Here is a 24,234-nt window from a genome sequence, read left to right on the forward strand (position 1 = left end):
GCGTCGGCGCGCGCGCTCAGGCGGGCGCCTCGCCGCGCAGGCGAAGCTCGGCACGATGCAGCAGCGCCACCTTGTCGCGGATCTTGCCGTCGAGATTCGCCGCAGCGAACTCGCCGGCCCGCCGCACGGCACTCTGCACGGCGCGGGCGTTGGAACGGCCGTGGGCGATGAAGCAACCGCCCTGCAATCCGAGCAGCGGCGCAGCGCCGTGCTCGCGGTAGTCGGTCCGTTCACGGAAAGCCTGGAAGGCCGGGCGCGCCATCGCGTAGCCCATGCGCGTGCGCGAGCTGCGCGCCAGCTCTTCGCGCATCATGTCGGCGAGCAGCTCGGCCATCGCCTCGGCCGCCTTGAGCAGCGCGTTGCCGACGAAGCCGTCGCAGACGATCACGTCGACGCTGCCGGTGAAGAGATCGCGCCCTTCGACGTTGCCGACGAAGTGGATGCCGGAGTCCTTCAGGGCGCGGAACACCTCGCGGGTGAAGTCGTTGCCCTTGGCCTCCTCCTCGCCGATCGACAGCAGGCCGAGGCGTGGCGCTGCCGTGCCGAGGATCTCCTGGGCGTAGAAGTGTCCCATCACCGCGAACTGGCGGAGGTTCTCGGGCTTGGTGTCGACGTTGGCCCCGACGTCGAGCAGCACCGTGCGCCCGCGCCGGTTCGGCAGCACCGCGGCAAGCGCGGGACGATCGACTCCCGGGACGGTGCCGATGACCATCTTCGCCGCGATCATCGCCGCGCCGGTGTTGCCGGCGGTGACCATCGCCCGCGCGCGGCCGTCGCGCACCAGCTCGGCGCACACGCGCACCGAGGCCCGGCGCTTGCGACGGATCGGGGTGATCGCCGGCTCGTCCATGCCCACCGCCTCTTCGGCATGGCAGAGCTCCAGCCGCCCGTCGGCATTGCCGAGGCGGGCGAGCTCGGGCTCGAGCCGGGCGCGATCGCCGACGAGCAGCAGGCGAGCGCCATCCTCCACGGCAGCGCGATGCGCGCCGCGGACGATCTCACCCGGGGCGTGGTCGCCGCCCATGGCGTCGACCGCGATCCACAGCGATTCTCCGTGCACCTGGAGGCGGCTCCCGGAGTGGAGGCGCCGGCGGCGAGCCGGGCCGGACTACTGGTTGCCCTTGACCTGCACCACTTCGCGGCCGCGGTAGGTTCCGCAGTGCGGGCAGACGCGGTGCGGGAGCTTCGGCTCCTGACAGGTCGGGCAGGTCGAGACGGCGGGCGCCGTCAAGGCATCGTGGGCGCGCCGCTTGTCACGGCGGGCTTTGGAGTGGCGTCGCTTCGGATTCGGCATGGTCGTTCCACCTCTCGTCGCGGGGCGTTCAGGCCCCTTCGCCCCGGCGTCCGCGGAGCGCCGCGAGCGCCGCCCAGCGCGGGTCGGTCGGCTTGCTCTCGCACCGGCACGGCTCGGAATTCAGGTCGGCGCCGCAGCCGGGGCACAGCCCCGCGCAGTCCGGCCGGCAGAGCGGCTTGACCGGCAGGCTGAGTTGTACCTGCTCGGCGATCAGCGGCTCCGTTTCGAGGATCTCTCCCTCCACCCGCACCACCCCGAAGTCCTCGTCTTGCAGTTCGTGCTCCCCGGCGACCGGTTTTCTCGGCCCGGAAAGCAGCAGTGCCTCGACCCGCTCCTCGCGCGCCTCGGTGAACGGAACGAGGCAGCGATCGCACGTCACGGTCTGTTCCCAGACCAGGCGCGCATCGAGGAGGAAACCGGGATCGGTCCGGACGATTCTCCCCTCGCAGACGACCGGCGAGAGGCCGAGGACCTCCGACCGCTCGAGACCGGCGACGGGAATCTCGACGGACTCCTGCCAGCGGAACGGTTCGTCGTGAACGGACTCTAAGCGGATCTTCATCGGACGAACCGGCCTTCGAACCGGCGAAGGCTATGGCAACGGGGCCCCGGTGTCAACGCGACGCTCGCTCAACGAGGCGGCGCCGACCCGCAAAGGAGCAGCGCCGCCGGCGCCCCCATTCCCGGCTCCGCCACGGCACCGGCAAAGCGCGACGGCGACGCCGCGGGGAGCACCGCCGCCACCTCCTGACAGTCGGCGAGCGGCGAGAGCACCGCCTGCAGATCGCGCCAGCGACCGCTTTCGCTCGGGCCGAACAGGGGAATCTGGCTGAGCAGATCGGCGAGGCCACCGGCGGCCGCGGCGAGCCGCGCCGGATTCGCCCAGACGAGCCGCCCCCCGGCGGCGGGGAGCAGCGCATCGCGGGCCTCGCCCAGCGTGCCGGCGATTCCGGCGGCGCGTTCGGCCACCGACGACTCGAAGGCGGTGGCAGTCCATCCGTCGCGCTCGCGGCTCGGCGGCCGGCGGCCGGCGAGCGCCAGGAAGCTCTCGCCCGGCAGGCGCCAACGCTCCGAAGGGGCCCGCGCGAGGGAAGCGATCGCCGGAATCGCCGCCTCGCCGCTCGCCCCCTTCGGCGCCCAGACCGCCAGCGCGCGGGCTCCGCCACCGAGGGCACCCTCGGTCACCGCGAGCGCCAACCCGGGCGCGGAGAATCGCTGGAGCCTCGCCCTCAGACCTGCCGGAGGGGCGGTCTCGGCGAGCCAGAGCCCGTCCTCCACCCGCTCGATCCGGTAGGCGCCGGCTGGCAGCCACCCCGCCGCGGAGCCGGCGACGAAGCGGCCGAGCGACGGTATCGGGTCGCTCGTCCCGTCGGCGACCGCTTCCGGCGGGGCACCGACGGTCAGCGTCCAGCGGACGCCGACCCAGGCGACCTGGGCCGGGCGACCGCCGACCTCCACCGCTCCCCCACCGAGCCACGGGTTGCGTGCCACCGCGCCGGCGGCCCGGGCGAGCGCCGCGACCGTCGGGTACGCATGGAGGACCACGGCGAGTCGCGCTGCGCCCGGATCGGCCGCCACCACCAGGGCGCTCCCCGGAGGGAAGGGGAACGGCCCGAAACGCGGGAGACGCGGGGGTTGGGTGCCGGCGAGCCGAGACGCCGCGGCGATCCAGGCGTCGAGATCTCCCACCTCGGCGGCGAGAGCGCCGAGGTTCTGATGCGGATAGGGGATCCAGAGTCGGAGCGGGTAGCTGAGGTCAGCGAGCAGAGCGGCCTCCCGGCCGGTGACCTCCGGCGTCCCTTCCCGTTCGCGCGGCGAGTACCAGAAGGCCAAGTGACCTGCCGTCGCGGCGACCAGTCCGGCGACGAGCGCCCAGCGCCACGGCCGTCGACGACGCGTCCGCCTCATCGCACCACCTCCCCGCGCTCGGCGGCAGGCGAGACGTCGCGCCGATTCGCCACACGATCCAGGTCGAGCCCGACGAAAGCCCGCGCCAGCTCGACGAGAAGCGGCTCGTCGTCCTCACCGAGCCCGAGATCGGCGAGCTCGGCCCCCAGCTCGCCGAGCAGCCGTACCTCCATCGCGCCCGGCGCCGTCGGCGCAAGCGGCGGCACGACCGGGCTCGGAGCTCGCGGCGGAAACCGCCCCAGCGCCTCGAGGTAGCGCTGGGCCGTAGCCGCGGGCCGATGCTCCCGCTCCGCCAGACGCGCGGCGTTGCGCTCCAGCGCGTGGCGCAAGGAGGGATCGGCGAAGAGACGCCGGAGGATCGCCAGCAGGTGCTGTTCCTCCTGCTCGTCGACCGCGACGAAGACCACGGAACCGGCCGGCAGCTCGGCAAACGAGCCCGCGTCGGTCACCACCACCGCCCGGCCCAGGGCGAGCAACCTCACGAGCGTCGCCGACGACTCTCCGCCGGTCGGATGGCGAAGGTTCAGCGCCACATCGCAGGCCGCCATCGCATCGTGGAGGGTGTCGAGCTCGACGCGTCCGGTGACGGTGATGCCGCTCTCGCCCGGTCCGGCGATGCGTGCGACGACGCCCGCCAGATCGTAGTAGGGCGACACTTCTCCGACGATCCAGTAGCGCGCCTCGGGAACCTCGCGGCGGAAACGAACGAAGGCGGCGATCGCCGGCTCGAGGTGCTTCTGCGGCGTCACGAAGCCGAACGAGGCGACGAGAGGGACCTCTGGCGGCAGTCCGAGCCGCCGGCGGGCAGCGAGACGATCGCTCCCTCCGACCGGGAGCGCACAGGGCATCGGCACCACACCCACCCGGGCCAGCGGTCGGCTCTGGAGGATCCTCCGCCGGGCGAACTCGGAGTGCACCAGAACCGCCTCGCTGGCATCGACCACCCGCTCGAAGAGCGGAAACGACCAGGGTCGGGGCTCTTGCCCGTGTTCGACCAGGGAGCGCGCCGCGCGCTCGCCGGTGCTGCCGGCGCAGTAGCGCAGCTCCTCGAGGTAGCGGGCGCGGTCGCCCTGGGCGACCGTCAGCTCGCGCACCAGGTGGTGCAGGAGGTACTCGTGGAGGACCACCACCCCCGGGAGGCGATGGAGCAACGCGAAGGTCCGGGCGTGGCTCGCCGCCGAGTTGCCCAGCTGGTAGATCACCCGATCGACGCGGCCGGCGGCGACGTCCTCCGGGAGCGCCGCCAGCGGTCGCAAGCCGGCGATGCCCCCGAGGTCGACCGCCGGCGGCGCCTCGCCCTCCGGGTAGACACTGACCTCGGCCGCTGCGGCGAGCGCCGGCAGCAGGTCGGCGCTGTAGTCGGCGATGCCCGAGCGGTCCGGCGGCAGCGGGCTGACGTAGGCGAGGCGCAAGCGGCCGGGCGGAGTCGATTCGGCGAACGGCATCGTGGGCTCAGAGGGTCGCGGTGAGCTGCTCGACGACCCGGTCCCAGGTGACGTCGGCGACCCGCCGGCGCCCCGACTCTCCCAGGCGACGAGCGAGCGCCCGGTCGCGGAAGAGCCGGTCGATCCGCTCGCCGAGGGCCGACGGGTCGGCGGAAGAGGTGACGTAGCCGTTCTCGCCGTCGACGACGAACTCGAGGATCCCGCCGGCGTCGGCGGTGGTGAGCATCGGTCGGCCCGAGCGGAAGGCCTCGACGGTCACGTAGCCGTAGTCCTCGTCGAACGGGGCGTAGAAGACGGCGAGCGCCCCGGCGTAGCGGTCGAGGAGCTCCTCGTCGTCGATCCGCCCCGGGAGCTCGAACCGGTCGGCCACCCCGAGCTCGGCGGCGAGCGCGCGCAACGTTTCGAGCTCCGGCCCTTCGCCGGCGACGACGGCGCGCACCGGCGTGTCCGTGCAGGCGAGAGCGCGCACGAGCAGGTCAAAGCGCTTCATCGGGTCGAGGCGGCCGACGGCGAACACGTAGTCGCCGGCTGACCCGCAGCGGTAGCGGTCGCCGAGCTTGAGCGGCGGATGGAGCGGCGTCGCCACGAGGCCGTTGTGGCGCTCCAGCCGCTCGGCGGTGTTGGCGGAGATCGAGAAGAGGCCCTGGGCCTCGCCGAGCGCCCGGCGGTCCATCGCGCGGATCATCTCGAGCATCCGGAGATCGTCGGGCGAGTCCGAGAAATCCGAGTAGGGGGTGCCGAGCAGGTCGTAGGCTTGCCGATACTGGTGGATCAGCCAGACCACCTTGTTCGGGTGACGAACGAGGTAGGTCGGGAAGCGCGTGGCGATGACCAGGTCGACCGGCGTACCCGCCACCTCGTCGAGGTCCACCAGACGCCAGGCGAAGGCGCTCTTGAGCGTTGTCGTCCGGGTGCGCCAGTTGAAGGGCAGCGTGACGATCTCGACGTCGTGGCCGCGGCGCCGCAGCTCGTCACGCAACGACTCGTAGAGGGTCTCGGCGCCGCCGCGAACGAAGGGAACCTGCGCTCCGCAGATGACGATGCGCGCGCTCAACCCCGCTCCCCGTCCCCCGCCTGGCGGGTCCGCTCGCCCGGCTCGACCCGCTCGAGCCGTCGTTCGAGCACTGCGAGGCGGCGTTCGGCCTGTTCGGCGCGGCGCCCGGGCTCGGCCATCTGCCGACGCAGGTCGGCGAGCTCGACGAGCAGCCCCCGGAGGACGCGCAGGTGCTCGGCGTTGAGCTCGTTCTGCCGCTCGAGGAGTGGCGCCGCATACCAGCGCACGAAGAGGCCGAAGAAGGCGCGGCGCAGTGCCACGAGAGCACGACCGATCACCGGCCGCGGCGACTCGCACGGCGGCTCGGTGAGCTGACCGAGGGCCCAGAGCCGGGCCAGCCGGCCGTCGTCGATGCCGGGGTCCGCGCCGAGGCTGGCGAGCTCTCCCTGGCTCTGGCGCAGACCGGCCTTGAGCTGAGCCAGCACGCTGGCCACACGCTCGTTCTCGTCGATCGCCTCTCGCTCGGGCGCTTCCATCATCCGTGCTCTCCGCCGCCGAGCCCGGAACTCTAGCATCCGGTCAACGCGGAGCCGGGGGCTGTCGTAGACTGCGAGGAGGGCCGTCGGCCCCCGGGAAAGCGCAACTCGTGCCCCTCCTCTCCCCCATCCGAGCCCACGCCTCCTCCCGCGTCGCGACGCGGGGCTGTCGCGCGCTCGGCAGCGCCTCCTGGGACCGCGCGAGTCGCGCATGACGGCGTCGCCGGCGACCATCGGCATCGACGCCCGCAAGTTGGGCGACTTCGGCATCGGCACCTACGTCCAGGGGCTGCTCGGTGGAATCTCCCGCCTCGACCACGAGAACCGCTTCGTCGTCTTCGTCCGCCGTGCCGGCGAGCCGCACCTGCCGCCGTTGCCCTCGAACTTCGAGGTGTTGCGCGCCGAAGCGCCCGGCTACAGTCTGCGCGAGCTCATCGGCCTCTCCTGGAGTCTGCGCCGGCGCCCGCTCGACCTCTACCACGCCACCCACTACAGCCTTCCCGCAGCGCTTCCGTCCGCCTGCGTCGTCACCGTCCACGACCTCATCCACCTGCTCTTCCCCGAGCACCTACCGGGCCGCGTCGCCTTGCTCTATGCGCGACTGATGCTCGGGCGCGCGGCGCGCCTGGCGCGTCGCGTCATTGCCGTCTCCCAGGCGACGAGCGCCGACCTGCAACGCGAGCTGGGTCTCGCCGAATCGCGCATCGACGTGGTGCCGAACGGGCTCGACGCAGCCTTTCTGCGGCCGGTCGGCACGTCCGAGCTCCGCGCCCGGCTGGCCGCTCTCGGTGTCGCGACGCCCTATCTGCTCTTCCTCGGCAACCCGAAACCGCACAAGAACCTCGCCCGACTGCTGGCCGCCTACCGCCGGCTCGTCGACCGGGGCGACGAGCCCCCGCGCCTGGTGCTCGCCGGGGCGCGCGACCGCGAGCTCGCCGAGCTGGCGGCGGAAACTGTACGGAGCGGCCTGGGAGAGCGGATCCAGATCCTGGGCCACGTCCCGGCCGCCGACCTGCCTGCGCTGCTGCAGGGCGCGACGCTCTTCCTCTTTCCGAGCCTGTACGAGGGCTTCGGGCTGCCCGTGCTCGAGGCGATGGCCACCGGGACGGCGGTCCTCGCCGCCGACGTCCCCGCCCTGCGCGAGCTGACGGGGGGCTGCGCGCACCTCGTCGATCCGCTCGACGTCGAAGCGCTCGCCGCGGGAATCGCCCACTGTCTCGGCGACACGCCCCGGCGCGAATCGCTGGCTGCCCGGGGGCACGAGCGCGCCCGGGAGTTTTCCTGGGAGCTGACCGCCCGCCGGACCCTCGCCGTCTACGCGCGAGCCCTCGGTCGCCTGCTTCCCGGGCCTGCCGGAGCCGTGTCGTGACGGCCTTTCCCTTCCCCAAGGTGGCGCTCGTCCACGACTGGCTCACCGGGATGCGGGGGGGCGAGAAGGTCCTCGAGCGCCTCGCCGAGCTGGCGCCCGGAGCGCCGATCTACACCCTCTTCCACCTGCCGGGGAGCGTCTCGCCCGCTCTCGAGTCGCATCCCATCGAGACCAGCTTCCTGCAACGAGCCCCGGGGCTGGCCCGGTGGTACCGCCACTACCTGCCGTTCTTTCCAGCGGCGATCGAGCAGCTCGACCTCTCGGGGTTCGACCTCGTGGTGAGCACCAGCCACTGTGTGGCCAAGGGGATCCTGCCGCCGCCCGGCGCCGTCCACGTCTGCTACTGCCACACCCCGATGCGCTACGCCTGGGATCAGGAACGGGCCTATTTCCCTCGCCGCACCGGGCTGGTGGCGCACCTGCGCGGCCTCGTGCTCTCGGCCTTGCGGGTGTGGGACGTGGCGTCGAGCTCGCGCGTCGATCGCTTCCTCGCCAACTCGAGCTTCGTCGCCCAGCGCATCCGGCGCTACTACGGCCGGGAGGCCGAGGTGGTCCCGCCGCCGGTCGAGACCGGCTTCTTCACCCCCGGGGAAGCGTCCTCTTCCGGGTACGCACTGATGGTTTCGGCTCTGGCTCCGTATAAGAAGATCGAGGTCGCCCTCGCCGCCGCCTCCCGGTCCGGTATCCCCCTGAAGGTCGTCGGAACCGGACCCGAGCGGGAGCGGTTGGAGCGATTGGCTGGCCCCGGGACCGAATGGCTCGGCAGTGTGCCGGCCGAACGCCTCCGGGACCTCTACCGCGGAGCCGAAATGGCCTTGCAGCCGGGGATCGAGGACTTCGGGATCGCCACCGTGGAAGCGCTCGGTTGCGGCACCCCGATGGTTGCCCTGCGGGCCGGCGGGGTGCTCGACATTGTCGAGGACGGCGTCCACGGGGTGCTGTACGAGGCCGACGACGACGAGACGGGGGCCCTTGCGGCCAGCATTGACAAGGCCCGCCGGATCGAGTTCAATCAATCGAACCTGAGACGCCGGGCCGAGACCTTTTCGGCCGAACGGTTCACCGAGCGGATGCGGTCCATCCTGGCCGCGGTCGCTCCGAATCGCCCAGTTCGCAACGCGTGATTCAACAACGACACCGCCTTTCGGCGGCCCTCAATCTGACGGGCGATCTCGTCGCCACCCTGGCGGCGTTCCTCGGGGCGTGGCTTCTTCGCTTCGAGCTCGAGGTCATCCCGCTCACCAAGACGGTTCCGGAGTTCAACCGCTACCTCGAGGTACTGCCGGGCGTCCTGTTGCTCTTCCCGATCGTCTTCCACTTCCACGGTCTCTACCAGGTGCGCCGCGGGCGCAGCCGCGTCGACGAGGCGCTCACCGTGCTGCTGGCGGTGGTCCTCGGCACGCTGATCCTCTCCGGCCTCGCCACCTGGTACCGGCCACCCGGCTCGAGCGGCAGCCCCGATCCCTTCGCCTACAGTCGCGCCTTCCTCGCCCTCTTCGCCGCGCTCGAAGTGGTGTGCGTCGTCATCGTCCGCACCGGCCTACGTGCGCTTCGCCAGCGCGCCCGGATCGCCGGCTTCCACCATCAGCGCATCCTCGTCGTCGGTGCCGGCAAGCTCGGTCGCGAGATCGCCATCAAGCTGGTCTCCCACCGCGAGCTCGGCTTCGAGGTCGTCGGCTTCCTCGACGACGATCCCAACAAGGTCGGAGCGACCTACGAAGGGCTGCCGGTGCTCGGCCCGACGCGCGCCGCCGAGAGCGTGGTGGCGGAACGCCGCATCGACCAGATCTACGTCGCCCTGCCGCTCGACGCCCATCGCCGCACGATGAGGCTGCTCCAGGAAGTCGGTCGCGAGTGCGTCGAGATCAAGCTCGTTCCCGACATCCTGCAGTACGCCACGCTCAAGGCGGCCCTCGAGGACCTCGACGGCACGCCGGTGATCAACCTCACCCAGGTGCCGCTCCAGGGCTGGAGCAGCCTGGTCAAGCGCGCCGTCGACATCGCCTTCTCGGCGGCCGGCCTGCTCGTCGGGGCACCGATCTTCGGCCTCGTGGCGCTGGCGATCTGGATCGAGGATCGCCGCCCGATCTTCTTCCACCAGGAGCGCATGGGGCTCGACGGCCGCTCGTTCATGATCTGGAAGTTCCGCTCGATGCGGCGCAACGCCGAAGCGACGACCGGACCGGTCTGGGCGATCAAGGGCGACCCGCGGCGCACCCGCGTCGGTGCCTTCATCCGCCACTGGTCGCTCGACGAGATCCCGCAACTGTGGAACGTCCTGCGCGGCGACATGTCCCTCGTCGGGCCGCGGCCGGAGCGCCCGGTCTTCGTCCAGGAGTTCAAGCAGCGGCTGCCGCAGTACATGGTCCGCCATCGCGTCAAGGCCGGCATCACCGGCTGGGCGCAGGTCCACGGCTGGCGCGGCAACACCTCGATCCGCAAGCGCCTCGAGTACGACCTCTACTACATCGAGAACTGGTCGCTCTCCCTCGACTTCAAGATCCTGTGGATGACCCTCCGCCACGGGATCCGCCAGAACGCCTACTGACGAGCCGCCCCGGCGCCGTCCGCCGGCAGAGCGGCCCCTTCGGCCACTCGCTCAGCCCTTCAGGTTGTCGTAGAGCTCCTCGAACTGCCCCGTCAGCTTGTGGCGCGGCGCGAGTTGGACCAGCGGCTTGCCCGCCTGGTGCGATTCGCGCAGCTTGACCGACGAGGAGAGGAACGGGCGCAGCAGGTGGAAGCCCTCGCCTTCGAGCTCGTCGATCAGGCGCTGCGGCAGACGGGCGCGGGAGTCGAACTGGTTGACCACGATCCCCTCGATGGCGAGGCCCGGGTTGTGGTCCGCTGCCACTTCGCGCACGTGACCGTTGAGCAGGTAGAGGGCGTGGCGGGAGAAGTCGTCGCAGTCGAACGGGATGAGGCAGCGCTCGGCGGCGACCAGCGCCGACATGGTGAAGAAGCCGAGAGCCGGCGGCGTATCGATGAACACCTCGTCGTAGTCGAGCTTGGCGAGCCCGTCGCGCAGCTTGAAGATCTTGTAGCGAGCCTGCAGCTTGTCCTCGATGCCGTCGAGCTCGCGATGGGCCGGCAGCAGGTCGAGCCGCCGGGCGCCCGTCGGATGGACGAAGTCGCCGAGGGCCCGCTCGCCGAAAAGCGAGAAGCCGAGCGAGTCCTGGTAGTAGTCCTTGAGCGTCGGCGCGGTCTCCGGTGCCTTCTCACCGAGCAGGTAGCGCGTCGAGTCGGACTGCGGGTCGAGGTCGACGACCAGCGTGCGCCGACCGCGCGCGGCGGCCACCGCGGCGAGGTTGCAGACGATCGAGGTCTTCCCCACCCCGCCCTTCTTGTTGAACACCACTCGGCGCATCGGCCACCCCCGGGACGGCTTCCATGCCGCGACGCGGCAATGGCGCAAGTGTACCCCCCTGCCCGACCGCGTGACTAGAGGCGCGCGGGCTTTTCGCGCCCCCCGTTCGTGGAGCGATCGGCCGCGGCGGCCGAGATCGGCGCGGCCTCCGAACCCGCGCCGCGCGGCCGCGCGAGAGCTCCACGAAGAACGCGACGAAAACCGCGGAAAGGGCTAAGAATGCTGGGACATGCGAGCGTCACGCGAGGTAAGATGAAGGCTCCGCGGGAGGGGTGATGCGCGCGACGGAGAGAAGAGTTTCCGAGGAGATCCGCGAGTCGACCGAGAGCCTGCTCACCGAGCTCTGCGCCATCTCGTCGGAGAGCGGGAACGCCGACGGACTGCGCCAGGTCGCGACCCGCCTGGCCACGGAGCTCGAGCGCCGAGGACTCTCTGCCGCCATCGGCGAGGAGCGCAACCCCGACGGAGTTCTCCAGCCGCTGCTCGTCGCCCGCGGCCCCGAGCGCAGCGAGCGCCACCTGCTGCTCGTCGGTCACCTCGACACCGTCCTGCCGGCCATCACTCCGCAACGCGTCGACCGTCGACTGATCGCCACCGGCGCCCTCGACATGAAGGGCGGCCTCGCGATGATGGTCGGCGCGCTCGACCTGCTGGCCGCGCGCGGCGAGCGTCCGCCGGCCGACCTGGTGCTGGTCGCCGTCCCTGACGAAGAGGTCGGCGGCGAGATCTCGGGGCCGGCGGTCCGTCAGTGGAGCGAGCACGCCCGTGCCGTGTTGGTCATCGAACCCGGCGAACGGCGAGGCGACGGCGAGACCCTGGTCGCCGGGCGACGCGGGCTGACCGAGTGGCGACTCGAGATCACCGGGCGCGCCTCGCACTCCGGACTGGCGCTGTGGAACGGCCGCTCGGCGCTCGCCGCGGCCGCCGAGTGGTGCCAACTGGCGCAGGGGCTCTCGCGACGCGGCGGACGGCCGACCGTCAACGTCGGCCGCCTGGTCGCGGGCACCGCGGACTTCGTCGACCGCCTGGCGGAGAACCACGCGATGCTCGGCACGTCGCGGCAGCGCAACGTCGTTCCCGACCGCGCCGTCGCCGAAGGCGAGGCGCGCTACCTCAATCCCGCCGACGCCGCCTCGGTGCTCGACGAGCTCGCGGCCCTCTCGCAGCGCATCGCCGCCGAGCGCGAGGTCGCCGCCCGTTTCGAGCTCGGCATGGCCGTGCCTCCGGTCGACCCGCACGGTCCCGGCGAACCGCTGGTGCGCCGCACCGTCGAGCTCGCGGCGGCCCGCGGCTTCCGTCTCGAGGTCGAAGAGGACCGCGGCGGCATCTCGTTTCCCAACTACCTCACCGACCCGTCCCACATTCCGGTCGTCGACGGCCTCGGCCCGGTCGGCGAGGGGATGCACACGCGCGAGGAGTACCTCGACCTCGACTCGCTCGAGCGCCGGATCGTCCTCTTCGCCGACCTGCTGGCGACGCTCTAGACCCGTCCTCCGCTCCGATGCCGCACACGGGAACCGGTGCCGGCTCTCCCGCGACCTAGAGGAGACTCACCCGCCATGTCCGAAACGGCCCGCCCCGAAGGCCGCGCGATCCGCATGCCGCACACGCTGGTGATCGTCGGATCGCTCATCGTCCTCGTGCTGGTGCTCTCCTGGATCGTGCCCTCCGGTGCGTACCAGCGCGTCGCGCGCGAAGGGCGACAGGTGACCATCCCCGGGACCTACCAGCAGGTGGAGAAGGTCTACCTCGGTCCGCAGTGGCTGGCGCTCGCACCGATCAAGGGCTTCCTCGACGGCGCCCTGATCATCGCCTTCCTGCTGCTGATCGGCGGGTCGTTCAACGTCATCCAGACGACGGGAGCCGTCGAATCGGCGATCCGGCGCATCACCGTGGCGCTCGCCACCCGACCACGCCTCGAGAAGCTGATGATCCCGGCGTTGATGATCCTCTTCTCGCTCGGCGGCTCGGTCTTCGGCATGGCCGAGGAGGTCATCCCATTCGTCCTCATCCTGGTGCCGCTCGCGCTCTCGCTCGGCTACGACTCGATCGTCGGCGTCTCGATCCCCTTCCTCGGTGCGGCCGCCGGGTTCGCTGCCGCGTTCTTCAATCCGTTCACCGTCGGCATCGCCCAGGGGCTCGCCGGGCTGCCGCTCTACTCGGGACTGGGCTACCGGGTCTTCACCTGGTTCGTCGGCACCGCCACGGTCACCACCTGGGTGATGGTCTACGCGGCACGGATCAAGCGCCACCCCGAGTCGAGCCCGGTCTACGCCCTCGACCGGACGCGTGAGGCCGCCGTCGCGACGACCGCCGGTCCGGACGACCTGATGTCCCGCCTGCCCGGCTGGCGGCGGGCGATCGTCTTCCTGATCTTCTTCGCCAGCATGGTCGCGCTGGTGTGGGGCATCCTCGAGAAGCAGTGGTTCATCGAAGAGATCGGCGCGCTGTTCCTCACCATGGGCCTGCTGATGGGCGTGGTGGCGGGGCTCGACGGCGACCGGATCGCCGCCGCCTTCGTCGCCGGCGCCAAGGACATGGTGAACGTCTCGCTGATCGTCGCCTGCGGCCGGGCGCTGCTGATCATCGCCCAGGAGAGCCGCATCCTCGACACCATCCTCGAGGCGAGCTCGGGAGCGATCTCCGGGCTGCCGCAGGTGATGGCCGCGCAGGTGATGTTCGTCATCCAGTCGGTGATCAACTTCTTCATCCATTCGGGGACGGCGCAGGCCGCCCTCACCATGCCGATCATGGCGCCGCTCGCCGACCTCGTCGGCCTGACACGGCAGACGATGGTCTACGCCTTCCAGCTCTGTGAATTCGTCAACCCGATCCTCCCCACCTCGGCGGTCACCATGGGCGTCCTCGGCATGGCGAGGATCCCGTGGGAGACCTGGGCGCGCTGGTTCCTGCCGCTCATGGGGCTGCTCGTCGTGATCAGCCTGCTGCTGCTCGTGCCGCCGGTGCTGATGCACTGGGGCCCGTTCTGAGGCGGCACGGAAAGGGCCGGAGAGATCCCGCATGAAGCGCCTCGTTCGCCCGCTCCTGCTGAGCACCTGCTCCGCCACGCTGCTGTTCGGCTCGCTCCGCGATGCCCGTGCTGCCCTTCCGGAAGAGCCGAGCCAGCTCACCCGCACGACCTCCTACGGCGAGATGGAGACGCTGCTCCACTCGTTCGAGGGCAGCCCGTCCTTCCAGCTCACCGCGGCCGGCCAGAGCCGCAGCGGGCGGACGCTCTACCTCGCCCGACTGCGACGCAGCGAGAGCCCACGCTGGCGCCTGTTCTTCTACGCCCAACAGCACGGCGACGAAGTCTCCGGCAAGGACGCGCTGCTCTTCCTGGTGCGCGACATCGTGCGCGATCCCGAGCGCCTTCCCGCCGATTTCGAGCTCTGGGTGATGCCGATGGTCAATCCGGACGGAGCCGAGGCCGGAACGCGTGTGAACGCCGCCGGTGCCGACCTCAATCGCGACCACCTCGCGCTCGAGCAGCCGGAGACGCTCGCCCTCCATCGCGTCGTGCAGCGGGTGCGCCCCCATCTCGCCGTCGACTGCCACGAGTTCGCCCGCGACGCGGAGAGGTGGACGGCGCGCGGGTGGGCGAAGTGGCCCGACATCACGTTCGACGCACTGAACAACCCCCTCTTCGACCGCGCCACCGTCGGCGAAGCCCGGCGCTGGATCGGCGTCGCCCAGTCCGCCGTCGAGCGCGCCGGACACCGGTTCCTCCGCTACTGGGTCGGCGGCGTACCGCCGGACGAAGAACAGCGCCACTCGGCACCCGACCTCGACTCGGCGATGAACGCCGTCGGCGCCTACGGCGGCCTGTCGTTCATCGCCGAGGCCGCCGCACGGCGCGGCCCCGAGGCCGAAGCCAAGGAGCTCGGCGCTCGCGTCCACGCCTACCTCGCCCTGCTGCGCGGCGTCGTCGAGGAGGCCTCGCTGCACCACGATGCCCTCGGCGCCCTCGACCGGGCCGAGAGCCGCAAGCTCCCGGCTTTCGTGCCGACCAACTACTTCTGGGCCAACGCCGCCGACCGGGTCTCGAGCTTCCCCGTCCTCGAGCTCGCCACCGGCCGCACGGTGGAGGTCGCCACGCCCAACTTGATGACCGACCTGGTGGTCAAGCGCAGCGTGCCGACGCCGCTCGCCTACGCCGTCGAGGGCGGATCGCCGGGCGCTTCGGCGTTCGCCGCGCTCCTCGAGCGCCACGCCATCCCCTTCGAGCGGCTGGCGGCCCCGCGCGCTGTCGAGGCCGAGTCGTGCACGCTGCTGCGGGTCGAGGACGACTTCGACGAGGTCTACGCGCGCTACGAGGGGCGACAGATCGTCCGGCGCGAGCCGCCGCAGCATCGCGAGCTGCCGCCCGGCAGCCTGTGGATCCCGCTGGAGGGCGAGGCCGCGGTGCGGGCGGCGCTGCTCCTCGAGCCGACCTCGCTCTACGGCCTCTACCAGGTGCCGAGCTTCCGTGGCCTCGTCGCCCCCGGTGGCGCCGTCCCGGTCCTGCGGGTGATGCGATGAGCGCCGCGTCGACGAGCCGGCTCGCCGCGTCGATCGCCGCGATCGAGGCGCTGCCGCTACCGAGCTTCGAGGGGATCGAGGCGCTCGTCGTGCGCCTGCCGTTCGTCGCCCCCTTCTCGATCAGCGCGGCGACCTGGACCTGCAAGGAGGCGCTGCTGCTGCGCCTCGAAGGCGGCGGGGCGGTCGGCTGGGGCGAGTGCGTCGCCGACCCCGACCCGTTCTACAGCCCCGAAACCACGGTGACCGCGCGCCACATCCTCGGCGACTTCCTCCTGCCGCTCGTCGAGCCGCAGATCAGCTTCGGCGAGCTCGATCGCCGGTTCCACCACGTGCGCGGTCATGCGATGGCGAAGGCGACGATCGAGAACGCCCTCCTCGACCTCGCGGCGCGGCAACGTGGCCTGCCGCTGCACGAGCTGCTCGGCGCGTCGCGAAAACCGATCCCTTCCGGCATCAGCCTGGGGATCCAGGAGAGCCCCGCGGCACTGCTCGCCGCGGTCGACGAGGCGGTCGCCGCCGGCTATCACCGCGTCAAGATGAAGATCCAGCGCGGCAAGGACGTCGCGTACGTCCGCGCCGTGCGCGAGCGCTACCCGGACCTGCCGTTGATGGTCGACGCCAACGGCGACTATCGGCTCGAAGACGGCGAGCACCTCGCACAGCTCGACGCCTTCGGTCTGACGATGATCGAACAGCCGCTCTCCTACAGCGACTTCTACGAGCACTCGCTGCTGCAGCGGCGGCTCGCCACGCCGCTCTGCCTCGACGAGTCGATCCACGACCTGGCCGACGCGCGGGCGGCGATCGCCCTCGGCGGCTGTCGCATCCTCAATCTGAAGCAGGGTCGTGTCGGCGGCCTGCTCGAGTCGATGCGGATTCTGCAGCACGCGATGGAACAGGGGGTCGCGGTCTGGTCCGGTGGCATGGACGAGACCGGTCTCGGCCGCGCCGCGAACATCCACCTGCAGACGTTGCCCGGCTTCACCCTGCCGGGCGACACCTCCGAAACGCGGCGCTATTTCCACGAAGACCTCGTCGAGCCGCCGGTGACGCTCGACGACCGGGGCTTCATCGCCGTGCCGAGCGGCGCCGGGCTCGGCGTCGAGGTCGTCCCCGAGCGGCTGGTGCGCTTCACCCTGCATCGCGAGCGCCTGCGCTGAACCCGACTCCTTCGAGGTGACCATGAACCGCTCTCCCTTCGCGCTGTTCGCGCTCGCCGTCGCGGCGCTGACGCCGGCCGTCCTCGACGCGCAGACCCCCGCCGTCGCGGCGGACGACTTCGTCCGCCCGTCACCGGTCGTCGTCGCCGAGCCGCTGGCGTCGGAGCTGCGGCAGCTCGACACCGGCACGATCGCCGCGCACCTCGGCTACCTCGCCTCGCCGGCTCTCGCCGGCCGCGGCCTCGCCACCCCGCCGCTCGACGCGGCTGCGGAGTACCTCGCCGCCCAACTCCGCCTCGCCGGGATCGCCCCCCTGGGAGACACGGTGCCGTCGGGGGGGAGCCCCTCGTACTTCCAGGAGCTGCCGCTCCGTCGCCTCGAGCCGGCCTCCGGAACCTTCACCGTCGTCCGCTCGTCGGGCGAGACGGTCACGCGCCGCACCTTCCGTTCCGGCGTCGACCTTCTCCTGCCCGCCGCGGCCTCCGCGGAGCTGCGCGGCCCGGTCGTCGACGCGGGCTTCGGCCTGCGCGAGCCGGCGCTCGGGCGCGACGACTATCGCGGTCTCGATGTCCGCGGCCGCCTGGTCCTCGTCCGCGCGGGCCTGCCCGACGGCGACGCCTGGCACACCCCCGCCCTCACGTCGCGCTACGACGCGGCGGACGAGGAGGAGCGCGACGACGCCAAGCTCGAGCTCGCCCGCGAGCTCGGGGCGCTCGCCCTCCTGGTGATCGAGAAGGATGAGTTTGCCCCGCGACTCGCTCGCGGCGAGCTCGCCGCCGAGGGCGCCTTCGCACCGTTCGTCGACGACGGCGAAAGCCCGGCGCCGCCGCGAATCCGCCTCTCCCCGGCGGTCGCTGCGGCGCTGCTCGGCGACCGGGCATCGGGCAAGGTCGTGCCGCTGCCGGGGCTGCTCGCCAGCGTGTCCGTCGAGCTCGGAATCGACTCGGTCGAGCGCACCGTGATGGCGCGCAACGTCCTCGGGGTGATTCCGGGCAGCGATCCGGCGCGGCGCGACGAAGCGGTCGTGCTCGGCGCCCACTACGATCACCTCGGGGTCCGCGACGGCCGGATCTACCCGGGAGCCGACGACAACGCTTCCGGGGTCGCGGCGCTGCTGGCGATCGCTCGCACCTTCGCCGAGGCAGCGCAGCCGCCGCGCCGGACGCTGGTCTTCGCCTTCTGGACCGGAGAGGAGGAAGGCCATCTCGGCTCGCGCTTCTATCTCGGGGCGCCGCGCTGGCCGCTCGCCCGCACGGCGGCGTATCTCAATCTCGACATGATCGGCCACCCGTGGCTACCCGAGGAGATCGCCAAGCTCGTCGCCGACGCGAAGGTGCCCGACGGCAAGCGCTTCCTCGAGTCGTTCGCACCGGCCGACTTCGTCGAGCCCGGGGTACCCAGCGGACGTCCGGAGCTCGATGCGGCGCTGCGTCAAGCCGCGGCGGCCACCGGGCTCACGCTGCATTTCGATCGCACGGACGGCAAGCACGGCGGCAGCGACTACCGCGGCTTCGCGCGGCGCGAGATTCCGTTCGTCCGCTTCTTCGGGAACTTCTTTCCCGCCTACCACGAGCCTGCCGATCGCGCCGACGCTCTCGACGTCGCCCAGGTCCAGCGCGTCGCCCGTCTGGCGTTCGTCACCGCCCGGGAGCTGGCGAACCGGTAGGCAGGCCTCGGACACCGCAGGCGGACGCGGCGCGTCCCCGCATCGTCGCCGGCAGCGCCCGCCCTCTAGTGCGACTCCCGCGGCGGACCGTCGAGCGCGACTTCGGCGTACCAGCCGCGGTCGACGATCGTCGTGCCGTACGGCGCCGAGAGCCGCTGCATCAAGGCGATGATCTCGCGTGACCGCTCGGCATTGGCCAGCCGAGGCACACCGTAGAGCGGCCCTTCGTCGTCGATGGTGAACGGCACGAGCTCGACCCGCTTGAGCTTCGCCTCGTGGAAGGTCATCCGCACCACGACCCCCTCGAAGATCCGGACCGGGTCGCGGCGATCCCACACCGAGAGGTTGGTCGGCCGCTCGATCTCGCCGTCGCGCTGGTGGATGAGGTCGATCGGGATCTTGTCCGGCGTGCGGTACTGGTAGATGAAGTTCGACAAGCTGTAGAAGATCGGCCGGCCCTTGTAGATCTCGATCCCGCGCAGCACGTGCGGCCCGCTGCCGAGCACCAGCGCGGCTCCGGCGTCGACGGCGCGCCGATAGATGAGCTCGTCGTTCGGCGGCGTCCGGTCCTGGATGCCGTACGCCCGATGGTGGCTCACGTCGTGGTTGTGCAGCGAGACCATGACGACGTCGTGATGGCGCGTCGCGAGCACCACGTCGTCTTCGAACTGCTCGACATCGGCGAGCAGCGGCCCTTCGACCGTCTCGCTGCCCCCGCCGGGCTTCGCCACCAGGATCTCGCCCGGGTCGATCGTCGAGAGACAGGGCGCTGCGGCATCGCCGCAACGGTACCGGTTCGTCCAATAGCGCATCGTCGACAGCAGCGCGAAACGGGTCAACCGGCTCTGCGGTCGCACCGTCGCCGGGGCGCGCGCCGCGGCGAGCGTTCGCCCCGCTCCGGCGTGGTCGATGCTCGCCCGATCGAGCGCCGTCAGGCATTCGGCGAGCCCTTCGGGCCCGAAATCGAGCGCATGGTTGTTGGCCAGGCTCACCAGATTGATGCCGATGGCGGCGACCTCCCAGGCGAACTCCGGAGGGGTGCGGAAGTTGTAGAACGGCCGTTGCAGCTCGGGCCGGCTGTTGATCGAGAACTCGAGGTTGCCGTAGGCGATGTCGGCCTCCTGCAGGATCCGCAGGAGGTTGCGGTGATCCGGCTCCGGCAGTTGGCTGATCTGCTGATTGAAGATCATGTCGCCGACGGCGGTGACGACGACGTCGCCCGGCTCTTCGCGCAACAGGGCGTCGATCCGCGCGTCCCAGTCGACCCTCTCGGCCGGCGCCGGCGGGTGGATCCGCCGGTGCTCGACCGAAAGTCGGGCATCCCAGGTGAGCTCGCCCGCCCGGGTTCGCGGCGTCTCGACCGGAGCCGCGGTGCGAGGCGGAGCGCCCGCGCCGCCGAGCACCAGGGCCAGCGCCGATCCAGCGGCAACACGCGTCAGAGCGATCATCGTCCCCCCTCCGCACGGTGCACGGGCGGCACGACCTGCCGCGTCTCGAGGTCGAACACTTCGCCGGGGAGGAGCAGGTGGACACGCAGGTCGTGAACGCCGAGCGAGTCTTGTCCGCTCTCGCTCTCTCGTCGATCGACGGCGGCGCCGCGCGCGTCGATCACGATGACCGCGCTGCGGCCCATCACCTCGAACGTCCGATCGGGCCGGACCCAGATCGCGGTGTCCTCGTCGATCCCCACGCCGAGCTCCTCGGGGTGCTCGAGGATCACCGAGAGCAGACGGTTCTCCCGCTGCCGGGCGAGAAAGTGCTGGTCGAGCACCACCCCGGGGAGAAAGCCGAGCCCCTCCCAGAGCTCCACGGCCCGCGTGCGAACGACCTTGAAGTCGCCCTCGCCGGTGAGCATCCGCGGGCTCTGGCACGCCGTGCCGGCCGAGGTGCCGCCGATGACCGCGCCTTCGGCGTGCGCCCGGCGGATCGCGGCGAGCACCGGGCTGCCGGAGAAGGCCGTGGCGATGCGCACTTGGTCGCCGCCCCCGAAGAAGATGCCGCGCGCCCGTGCCGCCGCCGCGACGAGCTCCGGCTTGCGGGCGTCGGCCGGACGGTGGATCTCGAGCGACACCACGTCCTTGCAGCCCAGCTCCCGAAAGAGCTTGACGTAGTACTCGCCGGTGTCGGGCTCGCTCGACGCGGTCGGCACGACGGCGATCGGCGCCTCCACGCCGCCGGCGAGCTCGACGAACTTCCGCATCGCCTCCGGCGGTTTCTCGCCACCGCCGATCAGTACCAGCGACCCGGCCGTCGGCGCAGTCGCCGACACCGGCGCTTCCATCGCCGCCAGCGGGACCGCGGCTCCCAGCATCGAGAGGACGACCACCGTCCTTGCCGCCCATCGCATCATGTCGTCTCCCTGGAGAACGAAGGGGCCCGCTCCGTCGTCGGAGGGGCCCCTCGGAATGGTGCGGAGGCGGCGAGGTCGCCGCCCCCGGTGCGTCCCCTGTCCGTCGCCTAGAACTCGAAACGCAGACCGGCGCGGATCTCGCGTGGGCGCTCGATCTGGTACGCCGTGCCGAAGTCCGAGCGCGGCGTCCAGGTTCCACGCGACAGGCGATAGGTGCCGTAGCGGTTCCAGGTGTCGACCACGGTGTCCTCGTTGAGGGCGTTGAAGACCTCGACCGAGGCGGTCATGTGCATCGCCTCGCCGAGCTTGGTGCCCCACGCCAACCGCAGGTCGATGAGCTGACGGTCGGGCAGCTGCTCAGAGCCACGCGGCACCAGGTTGATGTCCCGTCCGGTGAGCCAGTTGTAGTCGAGCCCGGAGACGCGGCCGTACGGCGTCCAATACCAACCGGAAAGGAAGGTGTACTGACCGCTCGCCTGGAAGCCGAGCGGCAGGTCGACGGCACCGGAGAGCTTGACCTCCCATTCGCTGAACGAGAGGTCGAGCTTGCCGTCGGCGTTGTAGAGGCCGTTGATGTCGCGGTACTCGTTGGCGTACCCGTTGTTCTTGCGGATGTTGCCGTTGAGGTCCGTCCACACCACCGAGCCACGGGCCGACCAGCCATGAGCGTAGCGACGGTCCATCCGCAGCGTCGCCGACCGGAAGTCGCGATAGGCACCGTTGTCGGTGGTCAGCACCCAGTCCTGCTCGGAGACCAGGTCGTAGATCGGGAAGGTCCCACCGGTCAAAGGGTTCGTGCCGGTGTAGAGCTCGTAGTCGTTGTTCGCGTTGACCATCGCCATGATGCTGCGGAAGCGGCGGTCGGCGAGATCGATGCCGATGACCATGGTGTCGCCGACCTGCTGCTCGAAGGAAAGCAGCGTTTCGTCGACGTACGGATGGTCGATCGCCCCCATCCGCGCCGCGACGGTGGTCGCGGTGTCGCAGTCGTCATAGGCGCCGGTGTCGGAATCGAAGTAGCAATCCTGGTCCGGGACCACCGCCTTGCCGGAAGCCTCGCGGTCGAAGAGGTAGGTGTACATCTTGTCGTGGTAACGGCCGAAGTGCACCTTGATCGCCGTCCGCGCGTCGCCGCGCACGTCCCACACCAGCCCGATGCGCGGGTCGATGAACGACTCGTCGTAGACCTTCGAGTCGCCGTGCCCGGACTGCCACCCGCCCTGGTACGAGCCGAAGCGGACGCCGGCGTTGATGGTCACGCGGTCGAGGCGCAGCGAGTCCTGGGCATAGAGCGCCAGGCCGTCGTACTTCGGATGCGCCCGGTACTCACCCCAGCCACGCTCCTTGTAGTAGGCGCCGCAGCTCGGGTTGGCCAGGTAGGCCGCGAACGAATCGCAGGAAGACGAGTCGTCGTAGTAGGTGAACCCGCCGTTGCGCAGCCAGAGGTCGGAGGACTTGGCCCGCTCGATCAGTCCACCGAACTTGAAGCTGTGGGAGTCGGCATCCGCGAACAGGCCGTCCTTGAACCAGCTCCACGAGCCGTCGAGGGTCATGATCGAGCGGTGGTTGAGCTCACGGATGTCCTGGTTGACCCAGGCGATGCCCGTGTTCTCGTCGATCCGCCCCGGCGTGTTCTCGCCGTGGTACGGCAGATAGTCGTCGCGGCCGTCATAGCCGGTCAGACGGAGGTTGGCGAAGTTGTTGGGGTTGACCAGGGCCTCCCAGCCGAGGGAGATCGAGACGCCCGGCGCCTTCTGCTTCGACGAGGCTTCGGCGAGCGTCTCGGAGCTGATGCCGCGGCGCTCGTTGACCACCGAATCCCACTCCGTCATCAGCGAAATGCGGTTCGACTCGTTGGCCTGCATGGTCAGCTTGCCGAGCACGCGCGGGATCTTCCGGTCCGAGGTGGCCAGCGCGCCGAGCGGCGTGGTGATCGACTGCTGGTACTCGCCCGAAATGAAGTACCAGAGCTTGTCCTGGATCAGCTTGCCGCCGAGGCTCGCGGTGTAATCGGAGAACTTGAACTCCTGCTGGGCGCCGTTCGGGTCGTTGTTGCTCACCCACGAGGCCGGCTCGTAGTAGACCTCGATCCCGCCCTTGGTGACGTTGCCGCCCGACTTGGTCACGCCGTTGATCACGCCGCCGGTGTAGCCGCCGTACTCGGCGTTGGCGCCGAGGCCGCCGATCTGGATCTCTTCCATCCACTGGATGCTGGGGAGGATCCAGTGCTGACCGGCCGCCGCGTCGGCGACGTTGACGCCGTCGAGGGTGAAGGCGTTCTGGCTTTCGGTGGTGCCGCCGTAGGCGAGCATCGCGCTGCCGCTGCTCGACGTGTAGTCGGCGTTGACGCCGGGAGCGGACTTGATGATCGCGTAGTAGTTCCGCGGCAGCGGCTGCTTCTCGATGAACTCGGCGTCGAAGTTCGTGGCGACCGAGTTGTTCACCACGCTGATGACCGGCGCCGCGCCGCTCACCGTGATGGTCTCGGAGACCGACGAAGCCGGCAGCTCGAGATCGATGCCGAGCGCCGAGCCGAGGCGCACGCGCACGCCCTCACGGCTCACCGTGAGGAATCCGTCGAGCTTCGCTTCGATCACATAGGCGCCGACCGGGAGCGACGGGAAGCGGTAGCCGCCCTTCTCGTCGGTCACCGCGGACGCCTTCCCGCCGATCAGCGCGTCGGAGGTGACGGTGACGGTGGCGCCGGGCAGCGCTTCGCCGCCGGTGGCCTTGACCGTGCCCTGGATGCTCCCGGAAACGGTGCCCTGGGCCAGCGCGGCTCCGGACAGACCGGCGAGCAGGATCAGCATTCCCGCGACAATCCTCGAACTTCCTATCATGGCTCCTCCCTGCCGGGGCTGCAGAAATCCCGGTTCCGGCGCCCCGTTGCCAGTTCCTGGGAATCGAAAGACCAGAAGGCGCGCGTCCATCAGTCCTCTCCCTTCATCGCCGAGACCAGATCCCGTCCGGCCGCCTCGACATGGCGGCGCAGGGCCTGTTCGGCGGCCTCGGGGTCGCGGGCCGTCAGGGCGCGCACGATCGCCTCGTGCTCGTCGTTGTCGGTGGCGTCGCGGGCCGGTGTCGAGGCCCGCGCGACGCGCGGAATGTTGCTCCAGAGCATCGTCGGAAACGCCGCCCAGAGCTGGGCGAGCGTGCGGATCAGGTAGGAGCGCCGGCTGGCCGTGAAGATGCCGGCGTGGAATCGGCGATTGAGCTCGCGGTAATCGGGAAGCTCGCTGGGCATCTTGCAAGCGATCATCCGCCGGTGAAGGTCGGCGAGCTCACGGACCTCGTCGTCGGTGATCGCGGCGGCGGCATAGCGCGCCGCCAGGCCTTCGACGAAGACGCGACAGGCGTACAGATCCTCGACATCGGACACCGAGAATTGGACCACCCGCGCGCCGCGGTAGGGCATGTGCTCGACCAGCCCTTCGGCGGCGAGTTGACGCAGCGCCTCCCGCACCGGCATGTGCGAGACCCCGAACTGCGCCGCCAGCCTCTCCTGGCGCAGCCATTCCCCGGGGGCCACCTTCCCCTCGAGGATCTCGGCGCGAACCTGTTCGGCCACCCAATGGGCCAACTGCCGGTGACTGGGAGCGTTGCGGCTGGGAGCCATGGTGGATCTTC

The 24,234-nt window shown here is 70.8% G+C and carries 20 protein-coding genes; 8 read left to right on the plus strand and 12 right to left on the minus strand.

Annotated elements, in window-relative coordinates; all coding sequences use genetic code 11:
• Positions 1-16 precede the first annotated feature (16 nt).
• From plsX to IPJ17_16765, 7 genes are all read right to left on the minus strand, one after another.
• Positions 17-1,024, minus strand: coding sequence for a phosphate acyltransferase PlsX (gene plsX, locus IPJ17_16735; protein ID QQR76208.1), 1,008 nt, complete (start codon positions 1,022-1,024; stop codon positions 17-19).
• An 84-nt stretch (positions 1,025-1,108) separates the two neighbouring features.
• The gene (gene rpmF, locus IPJ17_16740) at positions 1,109-1,294 is read right to left on the minus strand and encodes a 50S ribosomal protein L32 (protein QQR73111.1); all 186 of its coding nucleotides are present in this window, start codon (positions 1,292-1,294) and stop codon (positions 1,109-1,111) included.
• 28 nt (positions 1,295-1,322) lie between these two features.
• Positions 1,323-1,856 (minus strand): DUF177 domain-containing protein, encoded by a 534-nt coding sequence (locus tag IPJ17_16745; protein ID QQR73112.1) that lies wholly within the window; start codon positions 1,854-1,856, stop codon positions 1,323-1,325.
• Positions 1,857-1,924: 68 nt separating this feature from the next.
• Entirely contained in the window at positions 1,925-3,202 is a 1,278-nt protein-coding gene (locus IPJ17_16750) for a hypothetical protein (protein QQR73113.1), read from the minus strand.
• Entirely contained in the window at positions 3,199-4,647 is a 1,449-nt protein-coding gene (locus tag IPJ17_16755) for a glycosyltransferase (GenBank protein QQR73114.1), read from the minus strand. The genes IPJ17_16750 and IPJ17_16755 overlap by 4 nt, the downstream gene beginning before the upstream one ends.
• A 7-nt stretch (positions 4,648-4,654) precedes the next feature.
• Positions 4,655-5,701: a glycosyltransferase family 4 protein gene (locus IPJ17_16760; GenBank protein QQR73115.1), complete on the minus strand. Its 1,047-nt coding sequence runs from the start codon at positions 5,699-5,701 to the stop codon at positions 4,655-4,657.
• On the minus strand, positions 5,698-6,180 hold the full coding sequence (locus IPJ17_16765; GenBank protein QQR73116.1) for a hypothetical protein: 483 nt from the start codon (positions 6,178-6,180) through the stop codon (positions 5,698-5,700). Before IPJ17_16765 ends, IPJ17_16760 begins: the two co-directional genes overlap by 4 nt.
• 208 nt (positions 6,181-6,388) lie before the next feature.
• Between IPJ17_16765 and IPJ17_16770 the strand changes: the two genes are divergently transcribed.
• The 3 genes from IPJ17_16770 to IPJ17_16780 are packed head-to-tail and all read left to right on the plus strand — an operon-like array spanning position 6,389 to position 10,094.
• Positions 6,389-7,546, plus strand: a complete 1,158-nt coding sequence (locus tag IPJ17_16770; protein QQR73117.1) for a glycosyltransferase family 4 protein — start codon at positions 6,389-6,391, stop codon at positions 7,544-7,546.
• Positions 7,543-8,670: a glycosyltransferase gene (locus IPJ17_16775; protein QQR73118.1), complete on the plus strand. Its 1,128-nt coding sequence runs from the start codon at positions 7,543-7,545 to the stop codon at positions 8,668-8,670. The genes IPJ17_16770 and IPJ17_16775 overlap by 4 nt, the downstream gene beginning before the upstream one ends.
• Positions 8,667-10,094 carry an undecaprenyl-phosphate glucose phosphotransferase gene (locus IPJ17_16780; protein QQR73119.1) on the plus strand — a complete coding sequence of 476 codons (1,428 nt, stop codon included), beginning with the start codon at positions 8,667-8,669 and terminating at the stop codon, positions 10,092-10,094. The genes IPJ17_16775 and IPJ17_16780 overlap by 4 nt, the downstream gene beginning before the upstream one ends.
• 51 nt (positions 10,095-10,145) lie before the next feature.
• On the opposite strand, the gene IPJ17_16785 is transcribed toward IPJ17_16780, so the two are convergent.
• Complete coding sequence (locus tag IPJ17_16785; GenBank protein QQR73120.1) at positions 10,146-10,910, minus strand: ParA family protein; 765 nt, start codon at positions 10,908-10,910, stop codon at positions 10,146-10,148.
• A gap of 275 nt (positions 10,911-11,185) precedes the next feature.
• Between IPJ17_16785 and IPJ17_16790 the strand changes: the two genes are divergently transcribed.
• The 5 genes from IPJ17_16790 to IPJ17_16810 all read left to right on the plus strand — a co-directional run bounded on the left by IPJ17_16790 (position 11,186) and on the right by IPJ17_16810 (position 18,257).
• Entirely contained in the window at positions 11,186-12,394 is a 1,209-nt protein-coding gene (locus tag IPJ17_16790; GenBank protein ID QQR73121.1) for a M20/M25/M40 family metallo-hydrolase, read from the plus strand.
• 75 nt (positions 12,395-12,469) lie between these two features.
• The gene (yfcC, locus tag IPJ17_16795) at positions 12,470-13,900 is read left to right on the plus strand and encodes a putative basic amino acid antiporter YfcC (GenBank protein QQR73122.1); all 1,431 of its coding nucleotides are present in this window, start codon (positions 12,470-12,472) and stop codon (positions 13,898-13,900) included.
• A 31-nt stretch (positions 13,901-13,931) separates the two neighbouring features.
• Positions 13,932-15,431 carry a hypothetical protein gene (locus IPJ17_16800; protein ID QQR73123.1) on the plus strand — a complete coding sequence of 500 codons (1,500 nt, stop codon included), beginning with the start codon at positions 13,932-13,934 and terminating at the stop codon, positions 15,429-15,431.
• The gene (gene menC, locus IPJ17_16805; GenBank protein QQR73124.1) at positions 15,428-16,591 is read left to right on the plus strand and encodes an o-succinylbenzoate synthase; all 1,164 of its coding nucleotides are present in this window, start codon (positions 15,428-15,430) and stop codon (positions 16,589-16,591) included. The genes IPJ17_16800 and menC overlap by 4 nt, the downstream gene beginning before the upstream one ends.
• Before the next feature lie 22 nt (positions 16,592-16,613).
• Positions 16,614-18,257, plus strand: a complete 1,644-nt coding sequence (locus IPJ17_16810; GenBank protein ID QQR73125.1) for a M20/M25/M40 family metallo-hydrolase — start codon at positions 16,614-16,616, stop codon at positions 18,255-18,257.
• Between the two features lie 65 nt (positions 18,258-18,322).
• On the opposite strand, the gene IPJ17_16815 is transcribed toward IPJ17_16810, so the two are convergent.
• The 4 genes from IPJ17_16815 to IPJ17_16830 all read right to left on the minus strand — a co-directional run bounded on the left by IPJ17_16815 (position 18,323) and on the right by IPJ17_16830 (position 24,223).
• Positions 18,323-19,705, minus strand: a complete 1,383-nt coding sequence (locus tag IPJ17_16815) for a CapA family protein (protein ID QQR73126.1) — start codon at positions 19,703-19,705, stop codon at positions 18,323-18,325.
• Positions 19,702-20,607, minus strand: a complete 906-nt coding sequence (locus tag IPJ17_16820) for a cyanophycinase (GenBank protein ID QQR73127.1) — start codon at positions 20,605-20,607, stop codon at positions 19,702-19,704. Before IPJ17_16820 ends, IPJ17_16815 begins: the two co-directional genes overlap by 4 nt.
• Before the next feature lie 107 nt (positions 20,608-20,714).
• Positions 20,715-23,417, minus strand: coding sequence for a TonB-dependent receptor (locus tag IPJ17_16825; GenBank protein ID QQR73128.1), 2,703 nt, complete (start codon positions 23,415-23,417; stop codon positions 20,715-20,717).
• Between the two features lie 119 nt (positions 23,418-23,536).
• Positions 23,537-24,223, minus strand: coding sequence for a GntR family transcriptional regulator (locus IPJ17_16830; GenBank protein ID QQR73129.1), 687 nt, complete (start codon positions 24,221-24,223; stop codon positions 23,537-23,539).
• Positions 24,224-24,234 lie beyond the last annotated feature (11 nt).

Source organism: Holophagales bacterium, assembly GCA_016699405.1.
Lineage (GTDB): Bacteria > Acidobacteriota > Thermoanaerobaculia > Multivoradales > JAGPDF01 > JAAYLR01.

Bases quoted from the DNA above. Each gene is read 5' to 3' on its own strand.
- plsX (QQR76208.1), bottom strand. From the start codon at position 1,024: ATGGGCGGCGACCACGCCCCGGGTGAGATCGTCCGCGGCGCGCATCGC.
- rpmF (QQR73111.1), bottom strand. From the start codon at position 1,294: ATGCCGAATCCGAAGCGACGCCACTCCAAAGCCCGCCGTGACAAGCGG.
- IPJ17_16745 (QQR73112.1), bottom strand. From the start codon at position 1,856: ATGAAGATCCGCTTAGAGTCCGTTCACGACGAACCGTTCCGCTGGCAG.
- IPJ17_16750 (QQR73113.1), bottom strand. From the start codon at position 3,202: ATGAGGCGGACGCGTCGTCGACGGCCGTGGCGCTGGGCGCTCGTCGCC.
- IPJ17_16755 (QQR73114.1), bottom strand. From the start codon at position 4,647: ATGCCGTTCGCCGAATCGACTCCGCCCGGCCGCTTGCGCCTCGCCTAC.
- IPJ17_16765 (QQR73116.1), bottom strand. From the start codon at position 6,180: ATGATGGAAGCGCCCGAGCGAGAGGCGATCGACGAGAACGAGCGTGTG.
- IPJ17_16770 (QQR73117.1), top strand. From the start codon at position 6,389: ATGACGGCGTCGCCGGCGACCATCGGCATCGACGCCCGCAAGTTGGGC.
- IPJ17_16785 (QQR73120.1), bottom strand. From the start codon at position 10,910: ATGCGCCGAGTGGTGTTCAACAAGAAGGGCGGGGTGGGGAAGACCTCG.
- IPJ17_16790 (QQR73121.1), top strand. From the start codon at position 11,186: ATGCGCGCGACGGAGAGAAGAGTTTCCGAGGAGATCCGCGAGTCGACC.
- yfcC (QQR73122.1), top strand. From the start codon at position 12,470: ATGTCCGAAACGGCCCGCCCCGAAGGCCGCGCGATCCGCATGCCGCAC.
- IPJ17_16800 (QQR73123.1), top strand. From the start codon at position 13,932: ATGAAGCGCCTCGTTCGCCCGCTCCTGCTGAGCACCTGCTCCGCCACG.
- menC (QQR73124.1), top strand. From the start codon at position 15,428: ATGAGCGCCGCGTCGACGAGCCGGCTCGCCGCGTCGATCGCCGCGATC.
- IPJ17_16810 (QQR73125.1), top strand. From the start codon at position 16,614: ATGAACCGCTCTCCCTTCGCGCTGTTCGCGCTCGCCGTCGCGGCGCTG.
- IPJ17_16815 (QQR73126.1), bottom strand. From the start codon at position 19,705: ATGATCGCTCTGACGCGTGTTGCCGCTGGATCGGCGCTGGCCCTGGTG.
- IPJ17_16820 (QQR73127.1), bottom strand. From the start codon at position 20,607: ATGATGCGATGGGCGGCAAGGACGGTGGTCGTCCTCTCGATGCTGGGA.
- IPJ17_16825 (QQR73128.1), bottom strand. From the start codon at position 23,417: ATGCTGATCCTGCTCGCCGGTCTGTCCGGAGCCGCGCTGGCCCAGGGC.
- IPJ17_16830 (QQR73129.1), bottom strand. From the start codon at position 24,223: ATGGCTCCCAGCCGCAACGCTCCCAGTCACCGGCAGTTGGCCCATTGG.